Consider the following 16,489-nt stretch of genomic DNA (forward strand, 5'->3'; position numbering starts at 1 on the left):
TGTCCTCGTGGATGCGGATGGAATGAAGGGGTCAGGCGGCGGGCAGCCGCAGCAGGTTTTCGAAGCGGCGGTCCCACAGCGGCTTCACATCGGCGGGGCCGTCGAGCACGCCGATCTTCTGGAAGGTGTCGGCCACGTCCTGGTGGCTGCGCACCACGGCGTCGGTGACGGGGCCAAGGCTGTAGTCGCCGCTGCGGCCGATGAACAGCTCGACCAGATCGCCCACGGGCACGCGCGTCTCGGCCGACTGCGCACGGGCGTAGGCCAGGAAGTTGCCGTTGATCCAGGCGAACGCGCGCTGCAGGCGCTGCAGCAGGTCGCCCAGCGCCGCGCGGCGCAGCGTGTCGTCGAGCGCGCGCGGGTTGGCATAAATGGGGAAGTTGCCCGACAGGTAACCCACGCCGGTCTTGAGCGTGCGCGCGCCGTACTGGGTGCGCGCGAGCTGGCCGTTGTAGCCGTAGATGGCCCAGGCATCGAGGTCGCCGCGCGCAAAGGCCGAGAGGCCGTCGGCCGGCGTGAGGCTCACGGGCTGGATGTCGGCGAACGACAGCCCTGCCTCCGCCAACTGCTTGGCCAGGTAGTAGTGCGAGGTGGTGGCACGCACATAACCCACGCGCTTGCCCTTGAGGTCGGCGATGCTGCGGATGGGCGAGTCCTTGCGCGCCAGCGTGGCCTGGTTGTTGAGGTCTTCGTGCGTCACGGCCACGAGCCGCACGCTCGACTTCTGCCGTGCCGCGAACACCGGCGGGATCTCGCTGCCCGAGCCCAGGTCGAGCGCATCGCCGTTGATGGCCTCGATGTGCAGCACACCGTTGTTGAGCTCGCGCCAGTCGATCTTGTAGGGCGTGTCGGCCTGGCCCGAAGCCGTGAGCAGCGGGCGCCACAGGCCTTTGTAGGTGCCCACGCGCAGCGTCACGCCGGAGAGGTCACGCGACGGTGCGGCGGCCTGCGCCACGCCCGACGCAGCCACGCCCCATGCGGCGGCCGCCTGCAGCAGGCGGCGTCGGTCCAACGGGAAATCGGGTGTCATGGCTTGTGTTCTTTCTTCTTCACTCACGCTCGAGGAGAAGCGAGACCGTACCGAGACGGGCCCCGAAAACGAACGCAGAAAAACGAATTTGGATATGCGCGATGCATCCTTCGCGCGCTGGCAGCGGGCCTTTACCGTGCGGGCACCATGAGTGCACTCCCCTTGCGCCGCGCGCCGGCCGTTCCCGAAACAGACACCCCGCCCTCCGTCGACCCCGCCGTGCTGGCCCGCCTGTCGGACCAGTTCGCGTCCACCGCGGCCGACCACGACCGCAGCGGCGCCTTTCCGCGGCAGAACTTCGAGGCGTTGCAGGCGCACGGGCTCGTCGGCCTCGTCGCGCCTGCCGCGCACGGCGGCGGCGGCGCCACGCTGGCCACGGCACGCCGCGTGATCGCGGCAGTCGCGCGCGGCGAGCCCGCCACCGCGCTGATCCTCACCATGACCTACCTGCAGCACCAGGCGCTCGCACGCCGCGAGAGCCGCTGGCCCGCGCACCTGCGCGAGCGCGTGGCACGCGATGCGGTGGCGCACGGCGCGCTCATCAACGCGCTGCGCGTAGAGCCCGCACTGGGCTCGCCGGCGCGCGGCGGCCTGCCCGGCACCGTGGCGCGGCGCACGCCCGAGGGCTGGCGCATCGACGGCCACAAGCTCTACACGACCGGCATCGAGGGCCTGTCGTGGCTCGCGGTCTGGGCTCGCACCGACGAGCCCGCGCCGCGCACCGGCGTGTTCCTGGTGCCGCGCAACGCGCCCGGCATCCGCGTGATCGCGAGCTGGGACCACCTGGGCCTGCGCGCCTCGGGCAGCCACGAGGTGGTGTTCGAAGACGTCGCCATTGCCGCCGACCACGCCGTCGACCTGCGCGCGCCCGCCGACTGGGCACCCGGCGCCGGCAGCCAGACCGACATCGACGCCCATGCGGCGCAGCAGGCCTGGATGGTCGTGCTGCTGGGCAGCCTCTACGACGCCGTGGCGCGCGCCGCGCGCGATTGGCTGGTCGACTTCCTGAACCGGCGCGCGCCCGGCAGCCTCGGCGCGCCGCTGGCCAGCCTGCCGCGCGTGCAGGAGCAGGTGGGCGAGATCGAGGCGCTGCTGCGCACCAACCGCGTGCTGCTCGACGACGCAGCCGCCGCGGTCGACAGCGGCCACACGCCGCCCGCCGCTGACAGCGGCCTGCTCAAGCACACCGTGACCACGCACGCGATCCGCGTGGTCGAGCTGGCGCTGCAGCTGAGCGGCAACCACGGCCTCACGCGCCAGAACCCGCTCGAACGCCACTACCGCGACGTGCTGTGCAGCCGCATCCACACGCCGCAGAACGACGCGATCCTGGTCGCGGCAGGCCAGCGGGCGCTGCAGGCATCGGGAGGTGCCGCATGAGCGCGCTGCAACTCTCCCGCCGCGCCTGGCTCGCGCAAGGCGCCGCGTTGTCGCTGGCCGTGGCCAGCCCGCTGCGCGCAGTGGCGCAGCCCAAGGCCACGCTGGTGCTCGGCGACCAGGCCGGCGGCCTGCGCTCGCTGTTCGAGGCCTCCAAGGCCCTCGACGACGCGCCCTTTGCCTACCGCTGGGCCAACTTCCAGGGCGCCGCGCCGCTGTTCGAGGCGCAACGCAGTGCCGCCGTCGACACCGCGATGGCCGGCGACCTGCCGGTGCTCGCGGCGGCCGTCGGCAAGACGCCGCTGAAGATCGTCGCCACGCGCGTCGGCAAGGCCGAGTCGCTGGGCATCGTCGTGCAGCCCGACTCGCCACTGCGCAGCGCGGCCGACCTGCGCGGCAAGACAGTGATCGTCTCGTCGGCGCGCGGCAGCATCTCGCAGTACCAGCTCTACGGCGCGCTCGAAGAGGCCGGCGTGCGGCGCGACGAGGTCACGGTGAAGTTCGTGCTGCCCACCGACGCGGCGGCCGCGTTCGCGTCGAAGCAGATCGACGCCTGGGCCATCTTCGACCCCTACTACGCGATCGCGCTGCAGCAGGGCGGACGCATCCTGCGCGACGGGCGCGGCATCAACACGGCGCTGGGCTTCATCACCGCGAGCGAGCATTCGCTGGCCGACCCCGCCAAGCGCGAGGCCATCGTTCAGTTTCTCGACCGGCTCGCGCGCGCGGGCGACTGGGCGCTGGCCAACCCCGAGGCCTATGCGCAGGCGTACAGCCAGCTCACGCGGCTGCCGATCGCCTCGGCGCGCCTCATCACGGCGCGCGCCTCGGTGGCGGGGCGTCCGGTGAACGAAGCCGACATCACTGCGCTGCAGACCGTGGCCGACCGCTCGGCGCGCGACGGTATCCTTCCTGTGCGCGTGGACGTGCGCGCCATTACCGACACCCAACTCTGGAAACGCCCTGCATGATTGCTCCGCTGCGCGATTTCGTCGGCGCCTTCGGCCGGCTGCTCGACAGCCAGCCCGACGAGCCGCGCATCCTGTCCGAAGGCGGCGCGCTGCTGCGCACGCTGGTGGCACGCGACGACTGGCTGCCCGACGCCTTCGCGGTGGCCGACCCGACCTACTACCAGCAGTTTTTGCTGCACGCCGACAGCACCGAGCGCTTCTCGGTCGTGAGCTTCGTCTGGGGACCGGGCCAGGCCACGCCGATCCACGACCACACGGTGTGGGGCCTCATCGGCATGCTGCGCGGCGCCGAGTACAGCCAGCCTTACGCGCTCGACGCCGGGGGCACCGCCCGGCCGCAGGGCGAGCCGGTGCGGCTCGACGCGGGCCATGTCGAGGCCGTGTCGCCCACCGTGGGCGACCTGCACCGCGTGCACAACGCGCACGCCGACCGGGTGTCGATCAGCATCCACGTGTACGGCGCCAACATCGGCGCCGTGCGCCGCCACACCTATCCAGCCGAAGGCGGGCGCAAGCCCTTCGTCTCCGGTTACTCCAACACGCTGCTGCCCAACTTGTGGGACCGCTCCGCCGAACTCCGAAACACTGCCGCATGACGACGACCACGACCACTGCCTCCTTTCCCCTGCTGCCTTTCGCCGCGCTGCGCGAACGGCTGATCGCGCACGAAGAAACCGCGCTGCTCGACGTGCGCGAGGAAGACCCGTTTGCGCAGGCGCACCCGCTGTGGGCCGCCAACCTGCCGCTGTCGCGCATCGAGATCGAGGCGTGGCGACGCATTCCGCGGCGCGACACCTTCATCGTGCTGTACGGCGCGCACGACGGTGTCGATCTCGCGCCCCTCGCGGCGCGCACCTTCGCCGCGCTCGGCTACACGAACGTGCACCTGCTCGACGGCGGCCTCGAAGGCTGGCGCGCGGCGGGTGGCGAGCTGTTCCGCGACGTCAACGTGCCGAGCAAGTCCTTCGGTGAACTGGTCGAGCACGAGCGGCACACGCCGTCGCTGTCGGCGCCCGAGGTGAAGGCGCTCATCGACAGCCGCGCCGACGTGGTCGTGCTCGACGCGCGCCGCTTCGACGAATACCAGACCATGAGCATCCCCTCGGCCACCAGCGTGCCCGGCGCGGAGCTGGTGCTGCGCGTGCGCGAGCTCGCGCCCGACCCGGCCACGCGCGTGATCGTGAACTGCGCGGGCCGCACGCGCAGCATCATCGGCACGCAGTCGCTCGTGAACGCGGGCATTCCGAACCCGGTGGCGGCATTGCGCAATGGCACCATCGGCTGGAAGCTCGCGGGCCAGGTGCTCGACCACGGCGCCGGCCGGCAGGCGCCGACCGCGGTGTCTGAGGCCAACCGCGCGCAGGCGCAGACCGATGCGCGCCGCGTGGCCGACGCTGCGGGCGTGCAACGCATCGCCCTTGACGCACTCGACACGCTCGAGGCCCCCGGCCGCACCGTGTACCGCTTCGACGTTCGCACGCCCGAGGAATACACCGCCGGCCACCTGCCCGGCTTCGCGAGCGCGCCCGGCGGGCAGCTCGTGCAGGAAACCGACCACCAGGTGCCGGTGCGCGGCGCACGCATCGTGCTGGCCGACGACGACGGCGTGCGCGCCTCGATGAGCGCGTCATGGCTCGCGCAGATGGGCTGGGAGGTGTACGTGCCCGATGCGGTGCCGCCGACCGCCGCGCTCAGCGAGACCGGCACGCCGACATCGGCCTACCCGCCCGTCGCGGCCACGGTCACCGAGATCGCACCCGAGGCGCTGGCCGCGCTGCTGAAGCAGCAACCCGCCACCGCAGTGATCGACGTGACCACGAGCGCCAACTACGTGAAGCGCCACATTCCCGGCGCCTGGTACGCGATCCGCGCGCAGCTCACGCAGGCGATCGACCACAAGGCCATCCCGTCCGCGCCGCGCTACGTCCTGACCTGCGGCAGCAGCCTGCTCGCACGCTACGCCGCCGCGGACCTGCGCGCCCTGCTCGACGCACGCGGCCAACGCGATGTGGAAGTGCAGGTGCTCACGGGCGGCAACACCGCCTGGTTCGCCGCCGGGCTGCCGGCCGAGACCGGCGAGACCCGCCTGGCCACGGCCCGCACCGACCGCTACCGCCGGCCCTACGAAGGCACCGACGCGCCCGTCGAGGCCATGCAGGGCTACCTGGACTGGGAGTACGGGCTGGTGGAACAGCTGGGGCGCGACGGCACGCATCACTTTCGCGTGGCCTGAGCGCACAGACAGAGCGCAGACGAAAAAAAACCGGGCATCGCCCGGTTTTTTCTCTCACTGTGCGGGCCATGCGGGCCACCGGTTCAACCCGGCTCGGCCGCCTTGAACAGTGCCGCGACCTTGCGCTTGCTCTTGATGTTGCTCGAGATGCCGCGGGCGGGCGAGGCCTTGGCCGACGCTTCCCAGGCCGGTGCGGCTTCGCGCTCGCCGGATTCATACGGCTTGTCGAAGAACGGATCGCGCGGCGCGGACGGTGCGCGGTGCGGGCGGCCGCCAGCGCTGCCGCTCATGCTGCGGCGGGGTTCCACGTCGCGGCGTTCGCGCGGCTGGTCGAGCACGTCGCGTGCGTCGCCGGCTTCGCCCTCTTCACGCCAGTGGCGGCGTCCGTCGTTGATGCGACCGCGCGGGCGGTCTTCTTCGAACTCGACGGGTTCGAGCTCGATCTTCTTCTTGATCAGCTTCTCGATGTCGGCCACCAGGCGCGCATCGTTGCCGCCGCTGGCGAAGCTCACGGCCAGGCCCGAGGCGCCGGCACGGCCCGTGCGGCCGATGCGGTGCACGTAGTCTTCGGCGTTGAACGGGATGTCGAAGTTGAAGACGGCGGGCACGTCCTTGATGTCGAGGCCGCGGGCCGCGACGTCGGTGCACACCAGCAGGTCGACTTCACCGGCCTTGAACGAGGCGAGCGCCTTCAGGCGTTCGTCCTGGCTCTTGTCGCCGTGCAGTGCGGTGGTACGCAGACCGTCGCGCTCCAGCGAGCGTGCGAGGCGCGCGCAGCCGAGCTTGCTGTTGACGAACACGAAGGCCTGCGTAATGCCGCGCTGCTTGACGATCTGCTTGAGCGCACGGCGCTTGTCGTCGTCAGAGACGCTGTAGAAGTGCTGCTCGACGGTGGAGGCCGTTTCGTTCGGCCGCGCCACTTCGATGGTGACCGGGTTCTGCAGGTAGCTGCTGGCCAGCCGCTTGATCTCAGGCGAGAAGGTGGCCGAGAACAGCAGCGTGGTGCGCTGCTTGGGCAGGTAGCTCAGGATGCGCTGCAGGTCGGGCAGGAAGCCGATGTCGAGCATGCGGTCGGCCTCGTCGAGCACGACGTATTCGACCTGGTTGAGCACCGCGTTCTTGGCTTCGATGTGATCGAGCAGTCGGCCCGGCGTGGCCACGAGCACTTCGACGCCCTTCTTCAGCTCCAGCGTCTGCGGCTTCATGTCGATGCCGCCGAACACCACCGTGCTGCGCAGGTTGGTGTACTTGGCGTACAGCTTGACCTGTTGCGCGACCTGGTCGGCCAGTTCACGCGTGGGCAGCAGCACCAGCGCACGCACCGGATGCCGCGCGGGCGAGGTGGAGGCGTTTTCGTGCTTGAGCATGCGCTGCAGCAGCGGCAGCGAAAACGCCGCCGTCTTGCCGGTGCCGGTCTGCGCGGCGCCCATCACGTCCTGGCCTGAAAGCACCACCGGAATGGCCTCTGCCTGGATGGGCGTCATGGTCTCGTAGCCCATTTCGGCCACGGCGCGGGCCAGCGGTTCTGCCAGCGAAAGATTGGAGAAGGACATTGTCATTGAGCCTTCTATTGTCGCATTGCCGCAAAAAACGGCAGTGACAACGAAACGACAACATCCGCGTGGGCCGAATTGCTATTTATTCAATAGCAAAAACCCCAATGAATCCGGGGCTCTCGGGACACAATCTTTACAGATTGCGCGCGTTGAAGGTGTCGCAGGACTTCATTTCACCCGTCTGATAGCCCGTGCCGAACCACCGTTGGCGCTGCGCACTGGAGCCGTGGGTGAAGCTGTCGGGCACCACGGCGCGGCCTGCGGAGCGCTGCAAAGCGTCGTCGCCGATCTTCTGCGCGGCGTTCATGGCGGCCTCGATGTCGCCCGGATCGAGCCACTTCTTCGACTCCTGCGAGTGGTGCGCCCACACGCCCGCGAAGCAGTCGGCCTGCAGCTCGACACGCACGCTGATGGCGTTGTTCTGCGCCTGGCTCATGCGCCCGCGCATGCCGTCGACCTTGGCGGTGATGCCGATCTCGTCCTGCACGTGGTGTCCCACCTCGTGCGCGATGACGTACGCCTGCGCAAACTCGCCGGGCGCGCCGAGCTGGTTCTTGAGGGTGTCGTAGAACGCGAGGTCGATGTAGACCTTCTTGTCACCCGGGCAGTAGAACGGCCCCATGGCCGATTGCCCGGTGCCGCAGGCCGTGGGCGTGGCACCGCGGAACAGCACGAGCCGGGGCGCCTGGTAGGTGCCGCCGTTCTTGCGGAAGAGATCGGTCCAGACCACCTCGGTGTTCTTCAGCACGGTGGAGACGAAGGCCGCCTCGCGGTCGCCCGTGGGCGGCTTGGGCGCAGGGCCTTGTTGCTGTTGCTGCACCTGGACCGGGTCGCCACCGCCGCTGAGCAGGCTCAGCACGGTGAGCGGATTGATCCCGAAGACCCAGCCCGCGATGAGCGCGACCGCGATGGTGCCGATGCCGATGCTGCGGCCGCCAAACAGGCCGCCGCCACCACCGCCGCCGCCCCCACCGTCACGGCGGTCTTCGACGTTGTCGGATTGTTCGTTGCCTTCCCATCTCATCGCAGTCTCCTTGCCGGCTTGCTGATCGGAGTATTTGCCGGAACGTCGCAGGATGGTACTTGGCCTGACGGCCGGTGGCGTAACCGGCGGTCAGGAGGCGCGCATCAGTGCGTCAGTGCGCGTCAGGTCTTGGGCAGCGTGACGCCGCGCTGGCCCTGGTACTTGCCGCCGCGGTCCTTGTAGCTGGTTTCGCAGACCTCGTCGCTCTCGAAGAACAGCACCTGCGCGCAGCCTTCGCCCGCGTAGATCTTGGCGGGCAGCGGCGTGGTGTTGCTGAACTCCAGCGTCACGAAGCCTTCCCATTCGGGCTCGAACGGCGTCACGTTGACGATGATGCCGCAGCGCGCGTACGTGCTCTTGCCCAGGCAAATCGTGAGCACGTTGCGCGGGATGCGGAAGTACTCCACCGTGCGTGCCAGCGCGAAGCTGTTCGGCGGAATGATGCAGTAGTCGCCGTGCATGTCGACGAAGCTCTTCTCGTCGAAATTCTTCGGGTCGACCACGGTGCTGTGGATGTTGGTGAAAACCTTGAATTCAGGCGCGCACCGGATGTCATAGCCGTAGCTCGAGGTGCCGTAGCTGATGATCTTGTGGCCGTTGTTCTCGCGCACCTGGCCCGGTTCGAAGGGGTCGATCATTCCTTCGTTTTCGGCCATGCGCCGGATCCATTTGTCGCTCTTGATGCTCATATGCGCTCGCTGATGCTGCTGCGGGGGAATCGGGGCCGAATTGTGGCATGGGCGCCCTGCGCGCCCTCCCCCGGCGCAGATCAGCCCGCCTGCGAAATCACCGCGCGCTCGACCAGCCGGTCGTCGCCCAGCACGATCATCGCGAACAGCAGCTCTTCGAGGTTGTTGGCCAGCGAGGTCTTGCGCGCCAGCAGCGGCGTGGCGGACGGGTTCAGCACCAGGAAGTCGGCCTCGCAGCCCGGCTGCAGGTTGCCGACCACGCCATCGAGCCCCAGCGAACGCGCCGCGCCGCCGGTGTGGTGCCACCACAGCCGCGAGGGCGCGATGCTCAGGCCGGTCTTGGTCTGGCCTTCACGGCCCACGTAGTACGCGGCCAGCATGGTGTGGAAGGGGCTGAAGCTGGTGCCGCCGCCCACGTCGCTGGCCAGACCGTAGGGTTGCTCGAGGCGGTCGGCCGCGCCGAAGTCGAAGAAGCCGCTGCCCAGGAACAGGTTGCTCGTGGGGCTCACGGCGGCGGCCGTCTTCGTTTCGTGCATGAGCGCACGGTCGGTGTCGTCCAGGTAGATGCAGTGGGCGTACACGGCGCGTTCGCGCAGCAGGCCGAAGTCGGCGTACACGTCCAGGTAGGAGCGCGACTTCGGGTACAGCTCGCGTGCCCACTTCACCTCGTCGCGGTTTTCGGCCACGTGCGACTGGATCCAGGTGTCGCCGTACGTCGCAGCCAGCTCGCCGGCACCGCGCATCTGCGCGTCGGTGCTGGTGGGCGCAAAGCGCGGCGTGATGGCGTAGCCCAGGCGATCGACGTTGTGCCACTTGCGGATCAGCGCCTCGGTGTCGACCAGGCTTTGCTCGGTGTCGTCACGCACGCCGTCGGGCGAGTTGCGGTCCTGCAGCACCTTGCCGGTGATCATGCGCAGTTTGCGGCGCTGCGCGCTCTCGAAGAAGGCGTCGACCGAGGCGACGTGCGAGGTCGCGAAGGTCAGCGACGTGGTCACGCCGTTGCGCAGGAGCTCATCGAAGAACACGTCGGCCACCACGCGTGCATGCTCAGGGTCGGCGAACTTGGCTTCCGCCGGGAAGGTGTAGTTCTCGAGCCAGGGCAGCAGGCCGGCGGCGGGCGCGCCGATGATGTCGGTCTGCGGGTAATGCACGTGCATGTCCACGAAGCCCGGCGCCAGGATGCGGCCCGGCAGGTGGGTGGTGTGGGCGCCGACATGGCGCTGCGACACGTCGGCATGGCTGCCGGCGTCGAGCACGCGCTGGCGGCCGGTGCTGTCGGGGGCGACGACCAGCAGGCCGTCTTCATCGAAGACGGGCAGGCCGGCGGCGTCGAATCGCAGGAGGGAGGCGCGGTAGGCTTTTTTCATCGTGGATTCGGAGGGTAATCCAGCCCCGGACGGCGGGAATTGCCCTGCGCGTATGAGTGCTATACGCGGAACGCACTCTTCAGACGCAGAGCAAGGGACGGCGCTCAGCGGCTCACCCGCCCCTGCACACCCTCGGCGAGCCAGTTCATCTGCAGGACCTGTTCGTCGGTCAGCTGCGCGCCCTTGACGATCGCGACGCGGCCTTCGTTGTCGCGCACATCGGTGGTCACCGCACGGAACGGCTGCAGCTTGCCCGCCGCGATGTCCTGCTGGCGCGCCAGCACCTCCTGCTGCACGGACTTGGGCACCTTCGTGCCGAAGTCGCCGACGCGGATCATTCCTTCCTTCACGCCGCCCCAGAGGTTGCCGCTCTTCCAGGTGCCGTCGAGCACCGCCTTCGCGCGCTGCGTGTAGTAGCCGCCCCACTGGTGCGTGACCGCGACGATCTGCGCGTCGGGCGCGATCCTGCGCATGTCGGAGTGGTAGGCCACGGCCATCTTGCCGCGCTCCTGCGCGGCGGCCATCACGGCGGTAGAGCCCGTGTGGAAGGCGAGCATGTCGGCGTTCTGGTTGAACAGCGCCATCGCCGCGTCGCGCTCCTTCGGCGGATCGAACCACTCGTTGAGCCACACCACGATCACCTTCGCCTTCGGGTTCACCGAGCGCATGCCGAGCGTGAAGGCGTTGATGCCCTGCAGCACCTCGGGAATCGGAAAGCCCGCGACGTAGCCAGCCACATTCGTCTTCGTCATGCGCCCGGCCGCGATGCCCGCGAGGTAGCGGCCTTCGTAGTAGCGGGCGTTGGCGGTCGCCACATTGGGCGCCGTCTTGTAGCCGGTGATCGACTCGAACTTCACGCCGGGAAAGTCCTTCGCGACCTTCAGCGTCGGCTCCATGTAGCCGAAGCTGGGCGTGAAGATCAGCTGGCTGCCCTGCTGCGCCAGGTCGCGGATCACGCGCTCGGCGTCGGCGCCCTCGGGCACGTTCTCGACGAAGGTGGTGTTCACGCGGGGGCCCAGCGCCGCCTCGACGGCCTTGCGGCCCTCTTCATGCTGGCGCACCCAGCCGGCATCGGTGACCGGCGTGACGTAGACAAAGCCGATCTTCAGCGCGTCCTTCGCCAGGGGAGGCTTGGGCGGTGCGGTCTGTGAAAAGGCGGGGGATAAAAAACAGGCGGTCACCCACGCCAGAACGGCGCGGCCCGCGAGGTTTTTGTACATGGTGGTCCTCTACATGGCCCCGGTCGAACAAGAAACCCGCAGCCGGCCGGGACGCCCGGCTGCGGGGGCCGAATTTTAGTGCGTTGCGATGAGGCGATGGCCCGCGCGGCCACGCTCCGGACGGGCCAGCGATTCTCGGGTTTTCGTGTTTTGGTCACATTTAGGTACACCAAGTTACGATCAGCCGTGGGGCGCCCAACAGCCCTCGCGCGACACCCTGCCCCTTCAAACGGAGTCCCCATGGTTACCCTCCACAGCGCCCTGCAGCACAGCGGCGAACCCCACGTTCCTGCCGCGCGAGGCACGGCCGCCAGCAAGATCTGCGTTGTCGTCGCATTCGCCGTCTTCGCCACCGGCTGCACCACGACGATCACGTACACGCCGCGGGTCAACAAGGACGCGCCGCAAACCTTGAAGTACACCGACGGCGTCGGCGTGCTGTCCGAGAAGGACGAGACGCGCGAAGTCTTCGCCTACCCGCGCTTCAAGGCACAGCAGCCGACAGAGCCGACCTTCACGATCGGCTACGCCAACAACACCGCAGGCGCGGTGGACTTCAGCACCGACAACGTCAAGGCGTACTTCCGTGGCGCGCCTGTGCAGATCTACACCTACAACGAACGGGTCGCCGAGATCCAGTCGGAAAAGCAGGCCAAGCAGGTCGCGTTGGCCATCCTCGGTGGACTGGCGGCAGGCGCGGCGGCCTATGGCGCGTCACGCCAGACCTACCGCTCGAACTACTCCGGCTACGTGGCCGGACGCCGCGGCGTGTCGAGCTTCGCGGGCTCGAACACCGTGCGCGTGTACGACCCTGTGAGCGGCATCCTGGCCGGCGCGGCCGTCGGCGGGGCCACCGTGCTCGGCATCCGGCAGATCGAATACAACGCGCAGAACCAGGAACAGTCGGCGAACGCGATCCTTCAGCTGAACACGGTGGAGCCGCTGCAGATGGTGACGGGCGACCTGATCCTGAAGAACTGCTGCGATCCCTATCCCTCGCCGAACGACGTGATCCGGCTCGAGGTCACCGCCAGCGACAAGACCTCTGTCTTCGAGTTCGTGCGCACGCCCGTGCGGCGGTAACGCGCAACGCGCCCCCTTCGGGCGCCGCGATGGGGCCCGCCGCGAATCGGCAGCGCGGCTTCTGCGCCCCGCGCCACACAATCGGTTCGCCCCATGACGAACCCGATCACACCCGCCACCCACGCGCATTGGCAGCGCAACCTCGCCGTCTGCATGTTCGGCTCCTTCACCACCATCGTGGCGATGACGCTGCTGCTGCCGTTCCTGCCGCTGTACGTCGAGCAGCTGGGCGTGAAGGACCATGCGGCCATCGTGCAGTGGTCGGGTGCGGCCTACGGCGCCACCTTCTTCAGCGCGGCGCTGGTGGCGCCGCTGTGGGGGCGCCTGGCCGACCGCTACGGCCGCAAGCCGATGCTGATCCGCGCGAGCCTGGGCATGGCGGTGGCGATGGCGCTCATCGGCATGGCGGGCAACGTGTGGCAACTCGTGGGCCTGCGGCTGCTCGCGGGCCTGCTGGGTGGCTATGCCTCGGGCTCGATGGTGCTGGTCGCCACGCAGACGCCGAAGGACCGCACCGGCTGGGCGCTCGGCACGATGTCGTCGGCCATCATGGCCGGCAACCTCGTAGGTCCGCTGGTGGGCGGCGTGCTGCCGCCGCTGATCGGCATCCGCGCGACCTTCTTCGCGGCGGGCGCGATGATCTTCGTGGCCTTTCTCGCGACTGCCTTCCTGATCCGCGAGGAGAAGAAAGCGCCTTCGGCTGCGAAGCAGAGCGACAGCCCCGACACCGGCTGGGCCGCCATTCCCGACAAGCGCCCGCTGGTCGCGATGCTCTTCACCGGCATGCTGCTGATGCTGGCCAACATGTCGATCGAGCCGATCATCACGGTCTACGTCGCCACGCTGGTCGAAGACCCGCAGCGCGTGACGATGATGGCCGGCCTCGTGATGTCGGCCGCCGCGCTCGGCAGCATCCTCTCGGCCTCGCGGCTGGGCAGGCTGGCCGACCGCGTGGGGCACTGGAACGTGATCGTCGGGTGCCTCGCGGTGTCGGCGCTGCTGCTGATTCCACAGGCCTTCGTCACGTCGGGCTGGCAGCTGGTGGTGCTGCGCTTTCTCATGGGGCTGTCGCTCGGCGGGCTGCTGCCGTGCATCGCGAGCGTGATCCGCCACAACGTGCCCGAGCGCGTGGCCGGCAACATGCTCGGCTACTCGACCTCGGCCCAGTACACGGGCCAGGTGGCCGGCCCGCTGCTCGGCGGCTTCGTGGGCGGGCACATCGGCATGCGCGCCGTGTTCCTCGGCACCTGCGTGCTCATGGCCGCAGGCGCCGGGTGGAACTGGCTCGCGCAGCGAGCCGCGTCCCGTACGTCGTGCGCTACTCGCTGACGACGGCGCTGCGATAGGCCGCGTCGCCCTTGATCTCGGCTTCGGAGAACGGCACCTTGAGCCACTTCCCGGCGCTGTAGGCGCGGGTGTAGTCGGCGTTGTGCGCCGAGGCCGGGTCGTCCGACAGCGAGAACGTCAGGAAGGTGTGGGCTTCCACGCCGCCTTCAGGGAAGCGCACGATGTGCATGTAGCTGTTGCCGTTCGGGTTGGCGTCCATCGTGTAGCCCCCCTTGTCGAGCCGGTTCTCGGAGCAGGCGATAGTGAAGTAGCCCGGGCCGCCGCAGCCGCCGTACAGCGGAATCTTCTGGCCGCCGCGGGTAGCGAACAAATAGTCGCCGCGCGCCGCGTTCTCGGCAAAGCCGCTGGCCTGCACCCGCGCCACGGCGGCGCCGAAGGCCTGCTGCAGCGCGGGCGCGGCGTCAGGCTTCAGGTCGCGCGGGGTACGGATCGGGTCGGCCGGGTTGAAGGCCACGCTGTACAGGTCGGCCGCAGGAATGCGCGAGGCGCGGCTCCAGAACTCGTCCCACACATGCGCACCGCGCGCACCCGCAACGCCGGTGCCGCTCCAGTCCTGCAGCGTACTGCAGGCTGCAGAGACATCGATGTCGCGGCCGATGGCCTCGCTGGTCAGCGGATCGGTGGCGACGTTGATGGTCGACTTCGCGCACACCAGCGGCAGCGCCTGCATCTTGAAGAGTTCGGCCGTCAGCGCACGGCTGTCGAGCACCATGCGTTTCACGGTGTCGGGCGTGGCGCTCCGTGCGCCGTGGCTGTCGGTGCCGTCGATGCGGCCTTGCGCGAGCAGGTGGCCCAGTCGCGTGCGGAAGGTCACGGGGTCGGTGCCGGCCGGTCCCATGATGTCCGGGAAGCCGGTGAGCGGCGCCTTCGGGTTAGCCAGCCAGTAGCTGTCGTTCATGTTGGCCACGTAGTCGTCGCGCAGCAGGCTCGGCATGCGGGCGGCGCCAAGTGCGCCCTTCTGCGCCGAGTCGGCATCGGTCTGCCAGTCGCAGGCGCTGCGCGAGCCGTCGAGCACCGGCACGCGTGCGAGGGCCGGCACGGCCTGCAGCGCCCCGCCGATCGGGCTCTTGCTCGAACAGGTCGCCATCTGGTCCGTCGACACGTTGGGCACCGCACCGATGTCGGCATACCAGGCCTTGGCGCTGCCCCGGCCCACAGCCACGGTGTTGACCCACGGAATGGCGGCCTCTTCGCGCTGGATGGCAATGAACTCGTCGAGTGACTTCGCCTGGCTCCAGCGAAGCCAATTGCGGAAGGTGCGGAAGTTCTGGTCGTTGATGTCGCGGATCGCGTAGGCCATGGTCGTGGTCCACGGCGGCAGCTTGTCGCTGAGGTACTGCAAGTTGATGATCGGTCCGTACTCGGACTTGTAGAGCGTGCGCGTCATCGGCGTCACGCTGCCGTCGGCCTGCTTCACCTGCACGGTGATCTCGCGGGCCTGCATCTTCACGGCGCTGCCGTCGCGCATGTAGCTGGTGGGGTCGCCGGAGGCCAGCTGCAGTTCGTAGAAGCCGAAGCGCTTGGCGGTCGAAACCGTATGGCTCCACGCGATGTTGTCGTTGAAGCCGATCAGCGTCACCGGGATGCCGAGGAACGAGGTGCCGCTCACATTGAGCTTGCCCGGAATGGTGAGCTGCGCCTGGTAGAAGCGGTCGGGCCCGCGCCAGTACCAGTGCGGGTTGCCGAACAGCAGCGGGCTCGCGTCGCCGGTGGCGGCGGTGCCGAAGCCGATCATGTTGCTGCCCACGCCCTCTTCGCCGCCGACCTGCAAAGGCACGGCAACATCGCGCGCAGCGAGCTGCAGCGGTACCTCTTTCTTCTTGCTGTTGCTGCTGCGTGCCGCGACCTTCGTGGGTGCTGCGGCCACAGGCGCCGTCGCGTTCGCGATGTGCGCCAGGAAATTGCTGTAGCCGCCCGCGAGATTGGTCGCGTACATGCGGCGGTAGATGTCCTCGGCGGTGATCGGCTTCACCCAGGCTTCGGTGCGGCAGGCCGCGTGCGCACTGCCGCCGGCCTTCAGGTCACGCAGGTAGCGGTTGTAGCCCGCGGCGAAGCCCTCCACCAGCCGCTGCATGTAGTCGGCTTGGGCATTTGTCATCTGCTGCAGCACATCGGGCGAGATGACGTGGCGATGGAAGAAGTCGGAGTCGATGTTCTTCGGCAGGCCGATGGTGCTGCTGGCCACGAGCTTCGCATCGGCGCCGAAGTACTGCGAGCGCTCGCCGCGGTAGGTGAGGAACGAATCGGCCATGGTGCACAGGTTGTCTTCGGCCTGCGCGTAGCCGTAGCCATAGCCGAGGTCTGGCCAGTCGGCGGCCTTGATGTGCGGCACGCCCATGGTGGTGCGGCGGATCTCGGCCTTGTAGGCATTGTTCTCGGCGGGCGGGTTGCCGCCGGCGCCAGGGAAGAACGGGAAGCTGCTGCCACTGCCTCCGCCACCACCGCAGGCAGTGAGCAGGGCCGCCGTGGCGAGCGCAAGCAAAGACCGCGGCATGGCGCCGCGCGAGGATGTCTGTCTCATGGATGTCTCCGGTTGATGCTCTCTTGATGGAGCACCGCCAGCTTAGGCACCGAGACCTGCTGCGGCTTGAA

General features: G+C 68.8%; 13 protein-coding genes. 6 read left to right on the forward strand and 7 right to left on the reverse strand.

Going from position 1 to position 16,489, the window contains the following annotated elements; translation table 11 throughout:
* Positions 1–31: 31 nt before the first annotated feature.
* Complete coding sequence (locus tag CY658_RS24475; protein ID WP_101492655.1) at positions 32–1,030, reverse strand: ABC transporter substrate-binding protein; 999 nt, start codon at positions 1,028–1,030, stop codon at positions 32–34.
* A gap of 147 nt (positions 1,031–1,177) precedes the next feature.
* Between CY658_RS24475 and CY658_RS24480 the strand changes: the two genes are divergently transcribed.
* Genes CY658_RS24480 through CY658_RS24495 form a run of 4 tightly spaced genes read left to right on the forward strand, consistent with a single transcriptional unit; the run spans position 1,178 to position 5,611 of the window.
* On the forward strand, positions 1,178–2,410 hold the full coding sequence (locus tag CY658_RS24480) for an acyl-CoA dehydrogenase family protein (protein ID WP_101492656.1): 1,233 nt from the start codon (positions 1,178–1,180) through the stop codon (positions 2,408–2,410).
* Positions 2,407–3,378: an ABC transporter substrate-binding protein gene (locus CY658_RS24485; RefSeq protein WP_101492657.1), complete on the forward strand. Its 972-nt coding sequence runs from the start codon at positions 2,407–2,409 to the stop codon at positions 3,376–3,378. The genes CY658_RS24480 and CY658_RS24485 overlap by 4 nt, the downstream gene beginning before the upstream one ends.
* Complete coding sequence (locus tag CY658_RS24490; RefSeq protein ID WP_101492658.1) at positions 3,375–3,974, forward strand: cysteine dioxygenase; 600 nt, start codon at positions 3,375–3,377, stop codon at positions 3,972–3,974. Before CY658_RS24485 ends, CY658_RS24490 begins: the two co-directional genes overlap by 4 nt.
* Positions 3,971–5,611: a rhodanese-related sulfurtransferase gene (locus CY658_RS24495; RefSeq protein ID WP_101492659.1), complete on the forward strand. Its 1,641-nt coding sequence runs from the start codon at positions 3,971–3,973 to the stop codon at positions 5,609–5,611. Before CY658_RS24490 ends, CY658_RS24495 begins: the two co-directional genes overlap by 4 nt.
* Positions 5,612–5,694: 83 nt before the next feature.
* Here CY658_RS24495 and CY658_RS24500 read toward each other — a convergent pair whose 3' ends face one another.
* The 5 genes from CY658_RS24500 to CY658_RS24520 form a co-directional block, all read right to left on the reverse strand.
* Entirely contained in the window at positions 5,695–7,170 is a 1,476-nt protein-coding gene (locus CY658_RS24500) for a DEAD/DEAH box helicase (protein WP_101492660.1), read from the reverse strand.
* Between the two features lie 130 nt (positions 7,171–7,300).
* The gene (gene ypfJ, locus CY658_RS24505; protein ID WP_101492661.1) at positions 7,301–8,191 is read right to left on the reverse strand and encodes a KPN_02809 family neutral zinc metallopeptidase; all 891 of its coding nucleotides are present in this window, start codon (positions 8,189–8,191) and stop codon (positions 7,301–7,303) included.
* Positions 8,192–8,313: 122 nt separating this feature from the next.
* The gene (gene dcd, locus CY658_RS24510) at positions 8,314–8,880 is read right to left on the reverse strand and encodes a dCTP deaminase (protein WP_101492662.1); all 567 of its coding nucleotides are present in this window, start codon (positions 8,878–8,880) and stop codon (positions 8,314–8,316) included.
* Positions 8,881–8,960: 80 nt separating this feature from the next.
* On the reverse strand, positions 8,961–10,247 hold the full coding sequence (gene guaD / locus CY658_RS24515; protein ID WP_101492663.1) for a guanine deaminase: 1,287 nt from the start codon (positions 10,245–10,247) through the stop codon (positions 8,961–8,963).
* A gap of 104 nt (positions 10,248–10,351) precedes the next feature.
* On the reverse strand, positions 10,352–11,467 hold the full coding sequence (locus tag CY658_RS24520; protein ID WP_101492664.1) for a BMP family ABC transporter substrate-binding protein: 1,116 nt from the start codon (positions 11,465–11,467) through the stop codon (positions 10,352–10,354).
* A gap of 240 nt (positions 11,468–11,707) precedes the next feature.
* Between CY658_RS24520 and CY658_RS24525 the strand changes: the two genes are divergently transcribed.
* Together CY658_RS24525 and CY658_RS24530 are read left to right on the forward strand one after the other, a co-directional pair.
* On the forward strand, positions 11,708–12,550 hold the full coding sequence (locus CY658_RS24525) for a hypothetical protein (protein ID WP_101492665.1): 843 nt from the start codon (positions 11,708–11,710) through the stop codon (positions 12,548–12,550).
* Between the two features lie 93 nt (positions 12,551–12,643).
* Positions 12,644–13,879, forward strand: coding sequence for an MFS transporter (locus CY658_RS24530; protein ID WP_101492666.1), 1,236 nt, complete (start codon positions 12,644–12,646; stop codon positions 13,877–13,879).
* Here CY658_RS24530 and CY658_RS24535 read toward each other — a convergent pair.
* The gene (locus CY658_RS24535) at positions 13,869–16,418 is read right to left on the reverse strand and encodes a penicillin acylase family protein (RefSeq protein ID WP_101492667.1); all 2,550 of its coding nucleotides are present in this window, start codon (positions 16,416–16,418) and stop codon (positions 13,869–13,871) included. The two genes, CY658_RS24530 and CY658_RS24535, sit on opposite strands and share 11 nt — an antisense overlap.
* Between the last annotated feature and the right edge of the window lie 71 nt (positions 16,419–16,489).

The sequence above is a fragment of the Variovorax sp. RO1 genome, assembly GCF_002849325.1.
Lineage (GTDB): Bacteria > Pseudomonadota > Gammaproteobacteria > Burkholderiales > Burkholderiaceae_C > Variovorax.

Excerpts from the sequence above, each read along its gene's own strand:
- CY658_RS24530 (WP_101492666.1), top strand. The coding sequence starts at position 12,644 with ATGACGAACCCGATCACACCCGCCACCCACGCGCATTGGCAGCGCAAC.
- guaD (WP_101492663.1), bottom strand. The coding sequence starts at position 10,247 with ATGAAAAAAGCCTACCGCGCCTCCCTCCTGCGATTCGACGCCGCCGGC.
- CY658_RS24475 (WP_101492655.1), bottom strand. The coding sequence starts at position 1,030 with ATGACACCCGATTTCCCGTTGGACCGACGCCGCCTGCTGCAGGCGGCC.
- CY658_RS24500 (WP_101492660.1), bottom strand. The coding sequence starts at position 7,170 with ATGACAATGTCCTTCTCCAATCTTTCGCTGGCAGAACCGCTGGCCCGC.
- CY658_RS24485 (WP_101492657.1), top strand. The coding sequence starts at position 2,407 with ATGAGCGCGCTGCAACTCTCCCGCCGCGCCTGGCTCGCGCAAGGCGCC.
- CY658_RS24520 (WP_101492664.1), bottom strand. The coding sequence starts at position 11,467 with ATGTACAAAAACCTCGCGGGCCGCGCCGTTCTGGCGTGGGTGACCGCC.
- CY658_RS24490 (WP_101492658.1), top strand. The coding sequence starts at position 3,375 with ATGATTGCTCCGCTGCGCGATTTCGTCGGCGCCTTCGGCCGGCTGCTC.
- CY658_RS24480 (WP_101492656.1), top strand. The coding sequence starts at position 1,178 with ATGAGTGCACTCCCCTTGCGCCGCGCGCCGGCCGTTCCCGAAACAGAC.
- CY658_RS24495 (WP_101492659.1), top strand. The coding sequence starts at position 3,971 with ATGACGACGACCACGACCACTGCCTCCTTTCCCCTGCTGCCTTTCGCC.
- dcd (WP_101492662.1), bottom strand. The coding sequence starts at position 8,880 with ATGAGCATCAAGAGCGACAAATGGATCCGGCGCATGGCCGAAAACGAA.
- CY658_RS24535 (WP_101492667.1), bottom strand. The coding sequence starts at position 16,418 with ATGAGACAGACATCCTCGCGCGGCGCCATGCCGCGGTCTTTGCTTGCG.
- ypfJ (WP_101492661.1), bottom strand. The coding sequence starts at position 8,191 with ATGAGATGGGAAGGCAACGAACAATCCGACAACGTCGAAGACCGCCGT.
- CY658_RS24525 (WP_101492665.1), top strand. The coding sequence starts at position 11,708 with ATGGTTACCCTCCACAGCGCCCTGCAGCACAGCGGCGAACCCCACGTT.